The 14,202-nt window shown below is 67.4% G+C and carries 13 protein-coding genes and 1 pseudogene; 7 read left to right on the top strand and 7 right to left on the bottom strand.

The genetic code is table 11. The features are described from left to right. Positions 1 to 38: 38 nt before the first annotated feature. The gene (locus OHS70_RS04075) at positions 39 to 248 is read right to left on the bottom strand and encodes an ArsR/SmtB family transcription factor (RefSeq protein WP_443062558.1); all 210 of its coding nucleotides are present in this window, start codon (positions 246 to 248) and stop codon (positions 39 to 41) included. An 8-nt stretch (positions 249 to 256) separates the two neighbouring features. Here OHS70_RS04075 and OHS70_RS04070 point away from each other — a divergent pair, with 8 nt between their 5' ends. Beyond that, on the top strand, positions 257 to 1,075 hold the full coding sequence (locus tag OHS70_RS04070) for an aldo/keto reductase (RefSeq protein WP_443062725.1): 819 nt from the start codon (positions 257 to 259) through the stop codon (positions 1,073 to 1,075). Positions 1,076 to 1,160: 85 nt separating this feature from the next. Here OHS70_RS04070 and OHS70_RS04065 read toward each other — a convergent pair whose 3' ends face one another. The 4 genes from OHS70_RS04065 to OHS70_RS04050 all read right to left on the bottom strand — a co-directional run bounded on the left by OHS70_RS04065 (position 1,161) and on the right by OHS70_RS04050 (position 5,341). Continuing rightward, the gene (locus OHS70_RS04065) at positions 1,161 to 1,847 is read right to left on the bottom strand and encodes an SDR family NAD(P)-dependent oxidoreductase (RefSeq protein ID WP_328393720.1); all 687 of its coding nucleotides are present in this window, start codon (positions 1,845 to 1,847) and stop codon (positions 1,161 to 1,163) included. Between the two features lie 68 nt (positions 1,848 to 1,915). Then, positions 1,916 to 3,511: an FAD-dependent monooxygenase gene (locus tag OHS70_RS04060; protein WP_328393718.1), complete on the bottom strand. Its 1,596-nt coding sequence runs from the start codon at positions 3,509 to 3,511 to the stop codon at positions 1,916 to 1,918. Between the two features lie 102 nt (positions 3,512 to 3,613). Then, a complete protein-coding gene (locus OHS70_RS04055; RefSeq protein ID WP_328393716.1) occupies positions 3,614 to 4,630 on the bottom strand; it encodes a methyltransferase in 1,017 nt (338 codons plus the stop codon). A gap of 171 nt (positions 4,631 to 4,801) precedes the next feature. After that, entirely contained in the window at positions 4,802 to 5,341 is a 540-nt protein-coding gene (locus OHS70_RS04050) for a hypothetical protein (protein WP_328393714.1), read from the bottom strand. Positions 5,342 to 5,475: 134 nt separating this feature from the next. Between OHS70_RS04050 and OHS70_RS04045 the strand changes: the two are divergent. Further along, positions 5,476 to 5,853 (top strand): annotated as a pseudogene (locus OHS70_RS04045) (VOC family protein); the annotation flags it as partial. A gap of 72 nt (positions 5,854 to 5,925) precedes the next feature. Here the strand turns inward: OHS70_RS04045 and OHS70_RS04040 are convergent. After that, a complete protein-coding gene (locus OHS70_RS04040) occupies positions 5,926 to 6,315 on the bottom strand; it encodes a methyltransferase family protein (RefSeq protein WP_328393712.1) in 390 nt (129 codons plus the stop codon). Between OHS70_RS04040 and OHS70_RS38985 the strand changes: the two genes are divergently transcribed. The 4 genes from OHS70_RS38985 (at position 6,196) to OHS70_RS04025 (ending at position 13,037) form a co-directional block, all read left to right on the top strand. After that, positions 6,196 to 6,738 (top strand): Scr1 family TA system antitoxin-like transcriptional regulator, encoded by a 543-nt coding sequence (locus OHS70_RS38985; RefSeq protein ID WP_443062557.1) that lies wholly within the window; start codon positions 6,196 to 6,198, stop codon positions 6,736 to 6,738. The genes OHS70_RS04040 and OHS70_RS38985 overlap by 120 nt on opposite strands. A 553-nt stretch (positions 6,739 to 7,291) precedes the next feature. Then, the gene (locus tag OHS70_RS04035) at positions 7,292 to 9,715 is read left to right on the top strand and encodes an ATP-binding protein (protein WP_328393710.1); all 2,424 of its coding nucleotides are present in this window, start codon (positions 7,292 to 7,294) and stop codon (positions 9,713 to 9,715) included. 662 nt (positions 9,716 to 10,377) lie between these two features. After that, positions 10,378 to 12,000: an FAD-dependent monooxygenase gene (locus OHS70_RS04030; RefSeq protein ID WP_328393708.1), complete on the top strand. Its 1,623-nt coding sequence runs from the start codon at positions 10,378 to 10,380 to the stop codon at positions 11,998 to 12,000. A 14-nt stretch (positions 12,001 to 12,014) separates the two neighbouring features. Beyond that, positions 12,015 to 13,037, top strand: a complete 1,023-nt coding sequence (locus OHS70_RS04025) for a methyltransferase (RefSeq protein ID WP_328393705.1) — start codon at positions 12,015 to 12,017, stop codon at positions 13,035 to 13,037. 10 nt (positions 13,038 to 13,047) lie between these two features. On the opposite strand, the gene OHS70_RS04020 is transcribed toward OHS70_RS04025, so the two are convergent. Then, positions 13,048 to 13,509: a MarR family winged helix-turn-helix transcriptional regulator gene (locus OHS70_RS04020; protein WP_328393703.1), complete on the bottom strand. Its 462-nt coding sequence runs from the start codon at positions 13,507 to 13,509 to the stop codon at positions 13,048 to 13,050. Between the two features lie 125 nt (positions 13,510 to 13,634). Here OHS70_RS04020 and OHS70_RS04015 point away from each other — a divergent pair, with 125 nt between their 5' ends. After that, positions 13,635 to 14,123, top strand: a complete 489-nt coding sequence (locus OHS70_RS04015) for a hypothetical protein (RefSeq protein WP_328393701.1) — start codon at positions 13,635 to 13,637, stop codon at positions 14,121 to 14,123. Positions 14,124 to 14,202: the final 79 nt, after the last annotated feature.

Raw genomic sequence — 14,202 nt, 5'->3', positions numbered from 1 at the left:
CTTGTGGGCCGGCCGGGCCGAGCCGGTCGCTGCGCAGATCACTCGGCGAGGAGGGAATCAGCGATCGAGGTGCGGGCGTAGAGCACCGAGCGGCCCGCTCGGTGTGCGCTGACCAGGCCCGCGTCGCGCAGCGCGGTGAGGTTCTGGGACACCCCTGCCGGGGAGAGCCCCGTACGGTGGGCCAGTTCCGTGGTGGAGGCCGGGGTCTCCAGTTCGGTCAGCAGCAGGGTCCGGGAGCGGCCGAGCACGGCGGCGACTGCCCCAGACCGGCGAGGCGTTGGTGCCCGGCGCCGTACCGCGCGACCGGGACCAGGCGATCAGCGTGGTGCGCCGCGCGGTCGAGCTCGGCGTGAACCACATCGACACCGCCGCGTTCTACTTCTCGCCCCTGCGATCCGCCAACGAACTGATCAGCCGGGCCCTGGCCCCGTACCCGGACGATCTCGTCATCACCACCAAGGTCGGGCCGGGCCGCGCTCCTTCGGGCGAGTGGCTGCCCCACGCCACCCCGGACCAGCTGCGCGGCCAGGTCGAGCAGAACCTGCGTCAGCTCGGCCGCGACCACCTCGACGTGGTGAACCTGCGCATCATCGGAACCGATTCGATCGTCGAGCGCTTCGGCGCACTGGCCGAACTGCGCGACGCCGGGCTCATCCGCCACCTGGGCATCTCCAACGTCACCCCGGAACATCTCGCCGAGGCCAGGGCCATCGCGCCGGTGGTCTGCGTACAGAACCAGTACGGCATCGGAGTGCGGCCCGACCACGACGAGTTCGTGCGTGCCTGCGGTGAGCGGGGCGTCGCGTTCGTGCCGTTCTACTCGATCGCCGGCACCGGGCGCCAGGCGGGCGCGAGCGGCGCCGAGAGCGACGAGGTACTCGCCGTCGCACAGGCGCACGGTGCGAGCGCGGCGCAGGTGCGACTGGCGTGGACGCTGCACCGCGGGCCGCATGTGCTGGCCATTCCCGGTACGGGCGACCTGGATCATCTCGTCGCCAACGTGGCCGCAGGCGCACTGCGCCTCTCCGAGGACGAACTGGCCGCCTTGGACTGCCTGCACCGGCGCGGAGCGTGAGCTTGGGCCCGCTCTCCAAGAGCCGCCGGCCCGGACGCCCGGCACTGATAGCGCCGCGCCACCACTCACCCGTCACCGGCCCCGCTCACCAGCCGACGACTGCATCGCGGCGGAACAGAATCCCGGAGGGCCCGTCGTCGGGCAGGTTCGCCGCGCGGACGACGGCCTCGGCGGCGGCCTCGGGGGACTGCTCGGCCTCCGGGCGCATCCGGGTGCGGACAAGACCCGGATTGACCGCGTTGACCAGCACTCCCGATCCCTCCGTCTCCTTGGCCAGCATCACCGTCAGGGCGTTCAGGGAGGCCTTGGACACCGAGTACGCGGGGCACTGCGGCGCGATGCCGATGGTGAAGGTCCCCGTGCCGCTGGAGACATTGACGACACGCCCCCAGCCGGCCCGGACCATCCGCGGCACGTACGCCTGCGCGACCCGCCAGGAACCCAGCAGATTGACCTGCAGCGTCTGCTCCACCAGCTCCAGCCCGACCTCCGAAGGCGCCTTGCCCCAGTCGAGTTGCACACCCGCGTTGTTGACGAGAACGTCCACCGGCCCGGTGCACTCCACGGCACGTGCCACGGAGTCGGCGTCGGTGATGTCCAGCCCGACGCCCCGTGCGCTCCCGCCCAGCATCTCGGCCGTCTTGCGGGCCGTCTCCTCCTCCCGAGCGGCCACCACCACCCGGTGTCCCTGGGCATGCAGCAGCGTCGCGACCGCCAGACCGAGTCCGCGGTTGCCGCCGGTCACGAGCGCGGTGCGGGGAACAACAGCCATGACACAAGCCTCCATAGGTCGAAGGCCCGGCACCCCCGGGGCGGGGATGCCGGGCCCATTGAGCTCACTCAATCGGTACGGGACAGCAACTGGCTGACTGCGGCGGCCAGTTCACCCTTCGGGTCGGCGGAGCCGGCAGGCGAGCGCCAGGCCACGAATCCGTCGGGACGCACCAGGACCGCGCCGCCGGCCTCGATGCCGTACGTCTTCGGCACGCTGCCGGACGCGGTGAACTCCGCCCCCGCGCCGCCGATACGGTGCGCCGCCAGGGTGATGCCGAGCTCGTCGGCGACGGCCTTCGCCGCGTCCACCCACGCCTGTCCTTCCTCGGCGGTGACGACGACCGCGGAGCGCCCGTACAGGTCGAGCACCGAGATGCTCGTGCCGGAGCGGTCCAGCTCCAGATGCGGCGCCCGGGTCCCCGGCTCGCCGCTGAGGTTCTGCGGCGCGACCGGCGGTCCCGCGCTGTAGCGGTAGCCGAACACCGTGGTGCCGTACGCCTCGGCCGCGTCCTGGCCCTCGGCGTCGTCCCCGGTGCGCTCCTGCATCATCCCGAGGGCCTGCTGGAGCGTCATCCAGGCGACCGGGTGCCGCTCGGCCTGGTAGGTGTCCAGCAGCTCCTCACCGGCCTCGCCGTCGATGACAGCGGCGAGCTTCCACGCCAGGTTGCTCGCGTCCTGGATGCCCAGGCTCGCCCCGAACCCACCGGTGGGCGGCACCAGATGGGCCGCGTCACCGACCAGGAAGACCCGGCCCTGGCGGTAGTTGCGAGCCACCTGGGCGCCGATGACGAAGCTGAGCCACTTCGCCCCGCCCGCAGGCAGCTGGGCGATGATCCCGACCTCCAGGTCGGGCTCGCCGATCGCCGCCCGAACCAGCTCGACCGCCTTCTCCTCGGTCATGTCGTCCAGACTCTCGCCGGGCGGCATCCCGGTCGCGAAGATCCACCGCTTCTGGCCGTCGTGCGCGAACAGGATGGTCGAGGGCGCCGGCTTGTCGAGGTAGCAGACCCCGACCGGACGGCCCCGCGCCGCCTTGCTCAGATCGGCCTCGAAGAGCACCGACACGGTGGTGGCGAACTCACCGGGCCCGTCGGACTCGATGCCGAGCTTCGTACGGATCGGGCTGCGGCTGCCGTCGGCGGCCACGAGGTACTTCGCCCGGACCGTGCGCTCGACGCCGGTACCGGTGTCCTTCAGTACGGCGGTGACGCCGTCCCCGTCCTGATCGAAGGAGACCAGCTCGGTGGAGAACGCCAGCTCGGCGCCGAGCTCCCCGGCCCGCTCGCGCAGCAGGTGCTCGAGCCGGTCCTGGTCGATCGGGGCCCACTCGCACGGGCTGACCGAACCGCTCGGGTCGGGCTGGTCCGTCGGCCCGCTGAACATCTCCGGGCCCGCCAGCGTCTCGGCACGGATCATCAGCAGCTTGCTGAAGTCCGTGGCGAGGCTCGCCTCGGACCAGATCCGGTCCTCGAGCCCGACCTGCCGGTACAGCTCGACGGTGCGCGGGTTGACACCGCGCGAGCGGGGGTGGCTGAGGGTGTCGGGGTGCCGTTCGACGACCAGCGAACGTATCCCGTGCCAGCCGAGGAAGACCGCGGTCGACAGCCCGGTCACGGCGCCTCCGACGACGAGGACCGGGACCTCCTCAGTGGTCTTGCTCATGGACGGATTCCTTTCCTCGGATCGGGACTGCCGTACCGCCGTACTGCCGCAATGCGGTGGTGCCTTGGTGCCGCACTGCCGGGCTGCCGAACGCGGCCGCGCTCACGCGGCCTTGCGGCAGATGACGACCGTGTCGTAGTCGCTGAGCGGCTTGACCTCGGTCGAGGCGAAGCCGGCGTTCTTCGCGTGCTCCAGGAGCTCGGAGGTCGGGTACTCGGAACCGCCGTCGGTCACGAGCAGCATGTCCAGGCTGATCACCAGGTTCTCGACGTGGTCCGGCTCGTCGTCGAGCATCCGGTCGTAGACGATGAGCGCGCCGCCGGGGTTGACCGCGTCGAACGCCTTGGCCACCAGCTCGCCGCGCTGCGTGCGGTCCCAGTCGTGCAGCACGTGGCCCATGGTCACCACGTCAGCCTTCACGGGCAGCGGGTCGGTGAAGAAGCTGCCGCCGTGGAAGTGGACCTTGCCGGTGAGCCCGTAGCTCCCCACGTGCTCGTCGAAGAGCGGCTCCATCGGAGGCAGGTCGAAGACGTGCCCCTCCAGATGCGGCTGGTTCTTCACGATGATCGAGCAGAGATTGCCGCGCGCACCGCCCACGTCCAGGACGGACTGGGAGGTCGACCAGTCGAACTTGCCCACCAGCTCGGGGCCCACGACATGGGTCAGGGCGTCCATCATGTGGACGAACTGCTTGAGGATGTGAGGGTTCTGGACCACGACGTCGAAGTGGCTGCCGGACTGCTGCTCACCGGTGCGCAGGGCCTCACCGAGCCGGCCCCACGCCGGGTACAGGTTGCGGTTGGAGCGCTCGAGGAAGCCGCCGACCCAGGTGCGCTCACCGCGCACGAGGTAGGTGTCCGCGCCCTTGGCATTGCGGTAGCCGCCGTCGGAACGCTCCAGCAGACCGAGCGCCGTCAGCAGGTTCAGCCAGTCGCTCAGCCCGCGTCCGTGCAGGCCGAGCTCCTTGCGGATCTCCTCCTCGGTGGAGGTCCCCTTGTTGTGCAGCGTCGTGAACAGGTCCAGTTCGACAGCGGTCAGCAGCGCCTTGGCGTCGCAGAACGCGTTGCTCAGCCGGATGATTCCGGCCGACGTGCTGACGTCCGGGCTGGTTTGCGTCATGCGCAGGACTCCTTCCAACACGGCGCATGGCCTGGCGCCAGGCCGCTTGGGCGGAGAATCCCGTTCCCGGGTTGAGGTCACCTCAAGAGGGACTGGGGCAGCAGGCCGCGGGTCGCCCGGCCCGTCGTTGCGGGCTAGAGTGTCCGGACGCCGGGGGCGACATCCGCCGCCTCACCCGCCGGACGTAACTCCCCTGCCACGGTTGCCAGGGGAGGCAGGGCGCAGCGCGAGGGCGCACCATATGACCGCTGCCGTCAGTACGGCCGCGGCCATCGCGCCCAGCAGGGGTGCTTCCGGCCGCCAGCCCAGCGAGAGCCGGGTACCCAGGAGGGTGAGCACACCTGCGACCCGCCCCGGGCCGTAGACGGGGACCCTCGCGGCGGCGGCCCGCAGTGCGGTTGCCGCGGCCAGGCCGGTCGCGGTCCAGGCGGCCAGATACGGCCACACCGACCCCGGAGCGGCGGACGGCAGCCCGTACTGCTCGGGGCCGATACGGTACAGAGCGCCCGCCCAACCCAGGCCTACGCCAAGGACGGTGATGCCGGCCACCCACACGGCGTGGCGCCACAGCGGGCCGGGCCGCACGGTCTCTTCGTGGCTTTCAGGGGTGGACGGGTCGTCGACGAGTTCGATCACGCCCAGAAGGACGCGGGCCGACGGCCGCACGTTGCCCCTGGCCTCGGGATTTCGCGCAGCGGCAGACGCCTGCATCGGCCCGACCGCGCTGCCGACCACGAGAAGATCACTGCCCGAGGGGAACTGAGGGAAGCTTACGCGTCTTCCGTACCGGTGCTCCAGGAGACGGAAGTTGAAAGCCGGTGGGCTGCCCGGACATAGTGGCGTGCATGGCTTCCCTGGTGAGACACATAACCATCGACTGCGCCGACGCCTACGGTCTGGGCAGCTTCTGGGCCGAGGCCCTCGATTCTCCGCTGGCCGACGACGACCACCCGGGCGACGATGAGGCGCTGATCGAATCGCCGGGAGCCACGCTGCTGTTCGTGACCGTCCCCGAGCGTAAGGCGGCCTCCGTCAAGAACCGTGTGCACCTGGATCTGCAGCCGCAGGACCGCACCCGGGACGAGGAGATCGAGCGGCTGCTGGCCCTGGGCGCCACCCTGGTGGCCGATCACCGCCGCGCCGACGGCACGGGCTGGGCGACTCTGGCCGACCCGGAAGGCAACGAGTTCTGCGTCGAGCGCAGCGCGGCGGAGCGCGCGGCCGCGGGCCGGCAGTAGCTGCGCCGTATCGCAACTCCGGCACCGCCCCCGGCCGTTACCGTCCCTCCGGGCCTCTTAGCGGTCGGTAGCTCCGTCGCCGACCCAGTTGGCTCTCGTAGATCCGCCTGGGTGAGCCGTCCCGCGGTGCCCGGGGCCACGGCGTGGCGCGAGGCAGCCGCCTCCGCCGCCGGCCCCGCGCCGGTCCGCGCCCTTGGCATTGCGGTAGCCGCCGTCGGAACGCTCCAGCAGACCGAGCGCCGTCAGCAGGTTCAGCCAGTCGCTCAGCCCGCGTCCGTGCAGGCCGAGCTCCTTGCGGATCTCCTCCTCGGTGGAGGTCCCCTTGTTGTGCAGCGTCGTGAACAGGTCCAGTTCGACAGCGGTCAGCAGCGCCTTGGCGTCGCAGAACGCGTTGCTCAGCCGGATGATTCCGGCCGACGTGCTGACGTCCGGGCTGGTTTGCGTCATGCGCAGGACTCCTTCCAACACGGCGCATGGCCTGGCGCCAGGCCGCTTGGGCGGAGAATCCCGTTTCCCGGGTTGAGGTCACCTCAAGAGGGACTGGGGCAGCAGGCCGCGGGTCGCGACCGAGGAACAGGCGCAGCGGCAGGGGAGACGGACACAGCCGCAGGCCGCTGCGCCGACGCACGTCAGGTCGCCCGCACCGACGGGTACGAGAGGTGCTCGACACCCTGGGCACTCACGCTCAGATCGGGCGGCGAGCATCCGGCCCGACTCTGGGCGATCCTCGACGAAGCGGTGCTGCGCCGGACGGTCGGCCCGGCGGAGGTGATGCACGACCGTCCGCGGGCGCCGGCGAGCAGCTGCACATCACTGTGCAGCTCCTGCCGTTGTCGCCCGGCGCACACCCCGGACGCAGGAGGTCGCTGACGATGTCGGGGACTCCCCAGAAATCTTCGACCAGTTGAGAGCCCTCGCCTCCGATCCGTAGAAGACACGCGCCCGCACGAAGGACCATCGCTGCCACGGAGTCGACGCCGTGCGCGCCCCCATGCGCGTCGTGGAACTGCGATCTTCGCGCAGCTCAACACGCGTGCTTCGACGCTCCCTGCCACCGCGCCGAGCACGAGTCCACCGCCAGGTCAGGGAAGGCCTCGCGGCCGCCGGCGAAGATCTCTGACACCAGCGGGGCCCCGTCTTGACTCGGTCATGAAGTCTGCGTCGACCTTCGTAGACGCACACCGGCACTTCCAAGTACCGCATGATCTCTGACGATTGAAGTTTCGAACTAGTGCACTGTCCGAGATCGCTGGAACCGTGCGAAGGCTCTGGATGATCAGGTGAATGGGCCTGGTGGCCGCGTAGGAAACCATGCCAAAATACCTACGGCGGCAGGGGGTCAGGGCACCGCGCTAAACCTCAGGGGCACATAAATTCCGCCGACCACGCCCACTCGAGACTCGATCATCAAGGAAAATTACGCATGGCGCGTTACGGCTTCGAAACGAACATTCCCGAACTGACCCGCCGCCTAGGTCTAAATCTCTACAACGATCCCACCATTTCACTGCGAGAACTCCTGCAGAACGCCAACGACGCATGCATCCTCGCGGAGGGGCTCCTGGGTGCACCAAAAGGACGCATCGACATTTCTGTCGACTCCAAGAATCACAGGTTATCAATCACTGACAGCGGAATCGGGATGGATGAAAGGTGTCTCAAAGAGGTATTGAGCACCATCGCGTCGTCCACGAAGGCAGAGCTTCGAAAGGAGTTGGAGAGGAAGCACTTCAAGCCGGCGCGAGGAATCGCCGGGCAGTTCGGCATCGGCTTTCTTTCCACATTTATCATCGCCGATGATGTTCACATTGAAACTCGCCATCAGCAAGAAAGCGGGCCTGGGTCCTTGTGGCACTCGAAAGGAGACGGCTACTACGATCTGCGGCCGAGCCCGAAGCCTTTGTCCCGAGGCACGACCGTCACACTTGTCCTTAAGGAGGAGTTCCGCAACAAGATCAACACCATGACCATCACCGAGGCGCTTGCGAAGTATTGCCCGTTCATTCGAACGCCCTACTACATCAACAGCTCGGCTCTACCGGCAAACCATGAACTGCCGCCCTGGAGTGATACAGACAATCAAGGTCTTGCCGACGCCTATCTGCGTTCGAATTTCAACAGACGGCCGCTGGTCAACTTCTACATCGATCACGATGGCCCGGTTATCATCGGCTCAGAATCCGTACCGCACCTGAGTATCTCCGGATACCTCGCCATCCCTGATCAGCAGTTTTGGAGTGAAGAGCCTCGGGTTTATACGTCTGGTCTCTACGTCGGCGAGATCAGGGATGGCCTTCCCTCATGGGCACGCTTCGTTCTCGGGGGTATCGAGTGCCCAGATCTTGACTTGACGCTTGGCCGCGACGACGTGATGAAGAACACGACATGGAAGGCGGTCAAGAAGGTTGTAGCGGGAAAGCTGACTCAAGCCATGGTGCGTGACCTATCAGACCGTAGATCCCGGATACGGCAGCGCTGGAACAGCGTATTTGATATCCACGCAGAAGACATCATGCGATCCGCAGTGGAAGATGCGCGCTATGGCGAGGGAGATTTCTACCGGGCAGTGCGAGACATCATCCCATTCCGCATCGGCGGGGAACGGATGTCCCTTGCAACTGCAATTACGCAAGGAAAGTGTATCGAAGAGGGCGGCAAGAAGGTTCTCTTCTACTTCGCACAGGGATTCCGACGCCATGAAAGTGCAGGGGTGCAGGAAAGCCTGCTCTTCGATGAACGCGGGCTCCACTTCATCGACGCGCGAAACTTCTATGAGCGCGATTTTCTCCAGCAATACGGGGCTGACAACTCGTCTCTTGCGCTGGTCCCCATAGAGGACGGACTTGAGTATGTCCTGAACTTCGAGTGCGACGCTGATGACGCCAGGATCATCTCAGAGACCTGCCGCGCACTCGGTTACAACGCCCGGTTGAGTAAATTCGAGCCCTCGGAGCTGGCTGGGGTGATCGTACCGGTTGGCGACCAGGACGGCCATGACAGAGAGTTGGACTGGTCCACGCCCGAGGGGCGGGAGGAAGTCATACAGCTACTCGTGGGCGCAGCCAGTCCGGGAAACTATCGCCCTTACACCCTGTGCATCAATGCCAACAATATCCTGGTGCAGGAAATCCTGCGCTATACCAGAGAACACGGTGTTGACTCGCACATAAAATTGGCGCTGAAGCAAATCTACTTCATGTCGGTCCTGGTGTTCGGTGACGCGAACACTCGTGTCATCGCTGAAATGGCGCCCAGTCTGTCCAGCCTGATGCTCAGTTTCCTGCGGCGCTCAACGGATCTGGATTCAGAGTTGGCTCGGCTGCGCCAAATGGTCTCCGAGGCCCAGAAGCGAGTAGGGGAAAAGGAAGCAGAGCTTCTCAGGAGTGGGATATTGAAGAGGGAAGACGGAACGGTATTTCTCGCCTATGGGTACGATGAGCCGACAGCTCAACTTGTCCAAACGTTCAAGCATCTGCTTCAGGACCGAGGGATATCGGTCATCGACGGACAGGTGGACGCCGCCGGATCGCTGTCTGAGCAAATACTTCGCCGGATCAGGTCTTCTTCCATGTTCGTCGGCGTCCTGACGCCTCGCGACAAGATAGCGGGCGATGGGGGGTCAATCGCTTCCACTTGGGTAATCGAAGAGAAAGGAGCTGCGCGCGCATGCGGAATCCCTGTCCTGCTCATCGTCGACAAGGGCGTAGCCCAACAATTCTACGGTAACTTGGAAGGCGACAACGTCCGAATTGCAGTCGGCGATCAACCTGCAGACTGGGTCGATGCCTTTCGCAGGGCGACCAATATGATCGTGGAGACTCTGCGTCAGACGTCGAATCACGATTGAATCACTCCGGCTGCAGAAGGGCGTGCACGCGCCTGGCCTTGACGATGAGGCCGCCGATGAGTTGTCGCAGTCGCCCTCGTGGTGAACGCCGTGTACGACCCACGAGAGATGCGTATTCAGGACTGACGAGCACGAGAATTCATAGGACTACGTCAATGAGGCCGGGGACCCGCGGTGAAAGCGCCGACGCCCACCGAGACCTCGAAGCAGCCATGCACGCAGGTCATCACGGGAATCGGCCCCGACCCGTCGCAGCCGCCCAAGCTGAGAGGCCGGTCGATGGCCTGCGGACCCCATCCTGACTGAGGCCGAGCGAAGCCGACTGGGCCGCGTACGCGGACTGGCGCGAGCAGACGGCTACGGCCCTTGAGGCACGCGCCGGCTGCTTGGCCGGTCAGGAATCGGCGGCTCCGCCAACTCGGCGGCCCCAACACCCGGAAGAGCGTTCACGAAACTGCGGTCAGTGGCCCTGACCTGGCAGCAGTGGCAGCACATCGTCCGTCCGGACCGCCGTACCGGGGCGGCCGGAGAAGGCCCGGGGCCGTCGGCGGCACCGGTGGCCACCGCCGCATCTCCACTGCCTCTCAAGTCGAAGTGGCTACTCATCAGGGGTGCCGTGGAGGGATCCCGGCGGAAGCCCAGCTTGCCCAGAGGGGATATGCATGTATGACGTGAAGATCCCGGTGCTGATCGTCGGTGGTGGTCCCGTTGGCCTGTCCACGGCGCTGTTCAGCGGCCGGCGTGGCGTGCGGACGATGCTCCTGGAGAAGAGGGACAGCACCTCCATGCTCCCCCGCGCTCCCGGTCTGCAGGCCCGCACCATGGAACTGTTCCGCGCAGCGGGACTCGGGAAGGACATCCGTGCGCTCGAAATGGGTGATTCCCACGCCTACTTCGAGGGCGGGATCATCAAGGTCGACACGTTCGCGGACATCGACAACGCGGAGCTGCTGGAGTCGCCGTCACTGGACGGCGAGACGGTCAGCCCCGAGCGGGTGATGGGCTGTGGCCAGGACCGGTACGAGAAGGTGCTGGTGGCCAAGGCCAAGGAGTACGGCGCGGACGTCCGCTTCAACACCAAGCTGATCTCGTTCGAGCAGGACGCCGACGGCGTCACCGCCATCGCCGAGGAGGGGGAGACCGGCAAGCGGATCACCATCCGTGCCGACTACCTCGTGGGCGCCGACGGAGCGGGCAGCCGCATCCGTGAGGCCCTCGGCGTCAAGCGCGTCGGCCGTGGCACGGTCTTCAACGCCCTGAGCATCTATTTCCGGGCGCCCGAGCTCGAAGTGCTGCTCAAGGACACCAAGTTCATCCTGTGCTACGCCTCCGCGGGTGGCACGCTGATGGGCCTGTCCCGGCTGCACGGCTGCGACCCGTGGCTGGCCGCGCCCATCTACTACCCGGAGAAGGGCGAGAAGCCCGAGGACTACACCGACGAGCGGTGCATCGAGATCGTCCGCCGGGCCTCGGGCAAGGACATCGACGTCGAGATCATGGACAAGGTGCCGTGGCAGGGCGCCCAGCTGGTCTCGGAGACCTTCCGCGCCGGCCGTGTCTTCCTCGCCGGCGACGCCGCCCACGTACACCCCCCGGCCGGCGGCTTCGGTGCCAACACCGGTATCCACGACGCGCACAACCTGTCGTGGAAGCTTGCCGCAGTCCAGCACGGATGGGGCACCGAGGCGCTGCTCGACACCTACGACGCCGAGCGGCGTCCGCTGGGCACCGCCATGTCGGAGCAGGCGCTGGTGCGCAACCGCATCCGGCACGGGTACTCCACCGAGCAGGACCGCGCGGACTTCGTCGACGACGTGATCATCACGCTGGGTTACCGGTACCGCTCCACCTCCATCGTCGGGGCCGAGGGCGCCAAGGTGCTCACCCCGGATCTGGAGCTGACCGGCGAGCCGGGCACCCGGGCGCCGCATGTCTGGCTCGGGCGGGGCGACGAGACGATCTCCACGATCGACCTGTTCTGGGACTCGTTCGTGCTGCTGACCGGTCCCGAGGGCGGCGCCTGGGCGCAGGCCGCGGCACCGCTCGCGGAGAAGCTCGGCATTCCGCTGCGTACGCACACCATCGGCAAGGGCGCGGAGCTCACGCCCACCGACCGCGACTGGGCCGAGGTCTACGGAATCGGCGCGGGCGGCGCGGTGCTGGTACGCCCGGATGCCTTCGTCTCCTGGCGGTCCGAGGGCGGCGCCGACGATCCGCAGAGCGTGCTCGCGGACGTCCTCGCCCGGGCCTCGGGCGTCGAGACCGCTGCCGTCACGGCGCCGTGAGAGGAGACGTGGAGATGACCGCGGACGCCGTAGCGCATCCCGGCGCCGTGCTGGCCCAGGCCATGGCCTTCCAGCCGGCCCGGCTGGTGCTGACGGGCATCGAGATCGGCCTGTTCACCGCGCTCGCCGAGCAGCCGGGCACCGAGGAGGAGATCAGGGAGCGGCTGGGCCTGCACACCAGGGGCACCGACCACTTCCTGGCCGCGCTGGTCGAACTGGGCTTCCTGGAGCGTTCGGCGGGCGGGGAGTTCTCCAACTCCTGGTCGGCGAGGCAGTTCCTGGTCCCCGGCGACGACGGATATCTCGGCGGCTTCCTGAAGATCGCCGGGCAGGTCATGTACCCGGCGTGGGACAAGCTGGGTGAGGCCCTGCGTACGGGTGCGCCGCAGGCGGCCACGTACACCGGCGAGGACATGTTCGGTGAGCTGTACGACAGCGACGAGAAGAAGGACGGGCTGGTCGGCATGGCGGAGGACGCCAGCCGCCCGCTCATCCCGGCGCTCACCGAGTCGTTCGGCTGGGCGAAGTACAACTCCGTGCTGGAACTGGGTGGTTGCCGCGGCAACGTCCTGGCCGGTCTGGCGAGGGCGCATCCTCATCTGGACGCGTGCGTCTTCGACCTGCCCCAGCTGGAGGGGGACTTCGCCGCCCACATGGCCGACATCGGCATGGCCGGCAAGGTCCGCTACCACGGCGGTGACTTCTTCGCCGACGCGCTGCCGCAGGCGGATGTGCTGATGATCGGGCATGCGCTGGTCGACTGGAACGACGAGCAGCGCAAGCAGTTGGTGAAGAACACCTTCGCCGCGGTGCGCCCCGGCGGGGCGTTCCTGGTGTGGGACCCGGTGATCGTCGACGACGACGAGAGCTATCTGCGCAATCTGATCCGCAGCCTGAACCTGCAGCTGATGACGCCGCACGGCAAGGGCTACCGGTTCGAGCAGTGCGCCGAGTGGATGCGGGAGGCCGGCTACGCCGAGGTCACCCACACCGCACTCGGGCACGACGTGACCCTGGTCGTGGCACACAAGGACTGATGTCCTCGTCTCATGACCGGATCCGCTCGAGGTGCCTTTCCTGCAGCTCGCGGCTGCTGCGCATGAAGTCCAGCAGCAGCTCGAGCTGCTCGGTGCTGTAGCGGGCGACCTGCTGGAACCCGTCGACCGCGAGCGGGCCGAAGATCTCCTCCACGGCCTGTACGGCTTTCGGGGTCGGCCGCACGATCGATTTGCGCCGGTCCCTGGGGTCGGGGGAGCGGGTGAGATAGCCGAGCCGGTCCAGGCGGTCCAGCAGGGCCGTGACACTGCCCGTGGTGAGTCCGAGCGCCGCACCCAGTTCGCTGGGTGCGGCGCTTTCGCGCTGCATGAGGACGTCCAGGGCGTGCAGATCGGTGCGGCCCACACCGAGGCGGTCGGCAGCAGCGGCGTCGAAGGAGTCGACGGCCGTCTGGAGTGCCCGGATCTCGGTGGCGAGCTCCTGCTGAAGATTTTTCCCGTTATCACTTGACATCCAAGTAACTCGACCTTCAAGATAAATATCGATAGCTTGGCAATCAAGATAGTCGAGCGCCAAGCGAAGTCAACCCTTCGAATCACGATCGGGTCGTTGCCCGGGTTCCCGGAAGGAACACTGCGATGAACACCCAGAAGAACGGCACCACCGCACAGATCGAGGCCTACTACACGAACGTCAAGCGGCTGGGGCACTGGACCGACTCCCGCACCGTCGAGGTCACGGCCCGACGCGGCTCGGTCCACGTGGACCTGCGCTCCGCGCAGATCCCCGAGGGCGACCTCGAGGTCCGCATCACCGCCGAGCGCTCCATCCTCAAGATCCTCGTGCCGGACGGCACCGTCCTCGACGAGTCGGGGCTCGCGTACGAGGGCCGGTCCGAGGTCAAGGACGCGCAGCGGCACTCCGCATCCGGCGGCCGGCGGCTGCGGCTGACCGGTGTGCTGAAGCGCAGCGAGATCCGGATCGTGCGCGGCGGCGTCGCGACACTCACGGCGATGTTCTCCCGCGAGTTCGTCGACGACTGCCGTACGGCACACCGGGACGGCACGCTGCCGACGGTCCACGCCCCCGAGAGCGTCCGCCAGGGCACCCGGAGGGACAACGTCTGATCCTTCAACAGACCCTTGAGCGCGCCCCCTTAGCGTCGTGACAGCTGCTGCCGGACCCCGCCGTCAGCACGTCGCAGTC

Origin of the sequence: Streptomyces sp. NBC_00390 (assembly GCF_036057275.1) — a bacterium.
Lineage (GTDB): Bacteria > Actinomycetota > Actinomycetes > Streptomycetales > Streptomycetaceae > Streptomyces.
This window is presented reverse-complemented; position numbering and strand designations above follow the sequence as displayed.

What these genes read in the sequence shown, in the direction of transcription:
- OHS70_RS04065 (WP_328393720.1), bottom strand. Translation starts at nt 1,847, where the DNA reads ATGGCTGTTGTTCCCCGCACCGCGCTCGTGACCGGCGGCAACCGCGGA.
- OHS70_RS04060 (WP_328393718.1), bottom strand. Translation starts at nt 3,511, where the DNA reads ATGAGCAAGACCACTGAGGAGGTCCCGGTCCTCGTCGTCGGAGGCGCC.
- OHS70_RS04055 (WP_328393716.1), bottom strand. Translation starts at nt 4,630, where the DNA reads ATGACGCAAACCAGCCCGGACGTCAGCACGTCGGCCGGAATCATCCGG.
- OHS70_RS04050 (WP_328393714.1), bottom strand. Translation starts at nt 5,341, where the DNA reads ATGCAGGCGTCTGCCGCTGCGCGAAATCCCGAGGCCAGGGGCAACGTG.
- OHS70_RS04040 (WP_328393712.1), bottom strand. Translation starts at nt 6,315, where the DNA reads ATGACGCAAACCAGCCCGGACGTCAGCACGTCGGCCGGAATCATCCGG.
- OHS70_RS04035 (WP_328393710.1), top strand. Translation starts at nt 7,292, where the DNA reads ATGGCGCGTTACGGCTTCGAAACGAACATTCCCGAACTGACCCGCCGC.
- OHS70_RS04030 (WP_328393708.1), top strand. Translation starts at nt 10,378, where the DNA reads ATGTATGACGTGAAGATCCCGGTGCTGATCGTCGGTGGTGGTCCCGTT.
- OHS70_RS04025 (WP_328393705.1), top strand. Translation starts at nt 12,015, where the DNA reads ATGACCGCGGACGCCGTAGCGCATCCCGGCGCCGTGCTGGCCCAGGCC.
- OHS70_RS04020 (WP_328393703.1), bottom strand. Translation starts at nt 13,509, where the DNA reads ATGTCAAGTGATAACGGGAAAAATCTTCAGCAGGAGCTCGCCACCGAG.
- OHS70_RS04015 (WP_328393701.1), top strand. Translation starts at nt 13,635, where the DNA reads ATGAACACCCAGAAGAACGGCACCACCGCACAGATCGAGGCCTACTAC.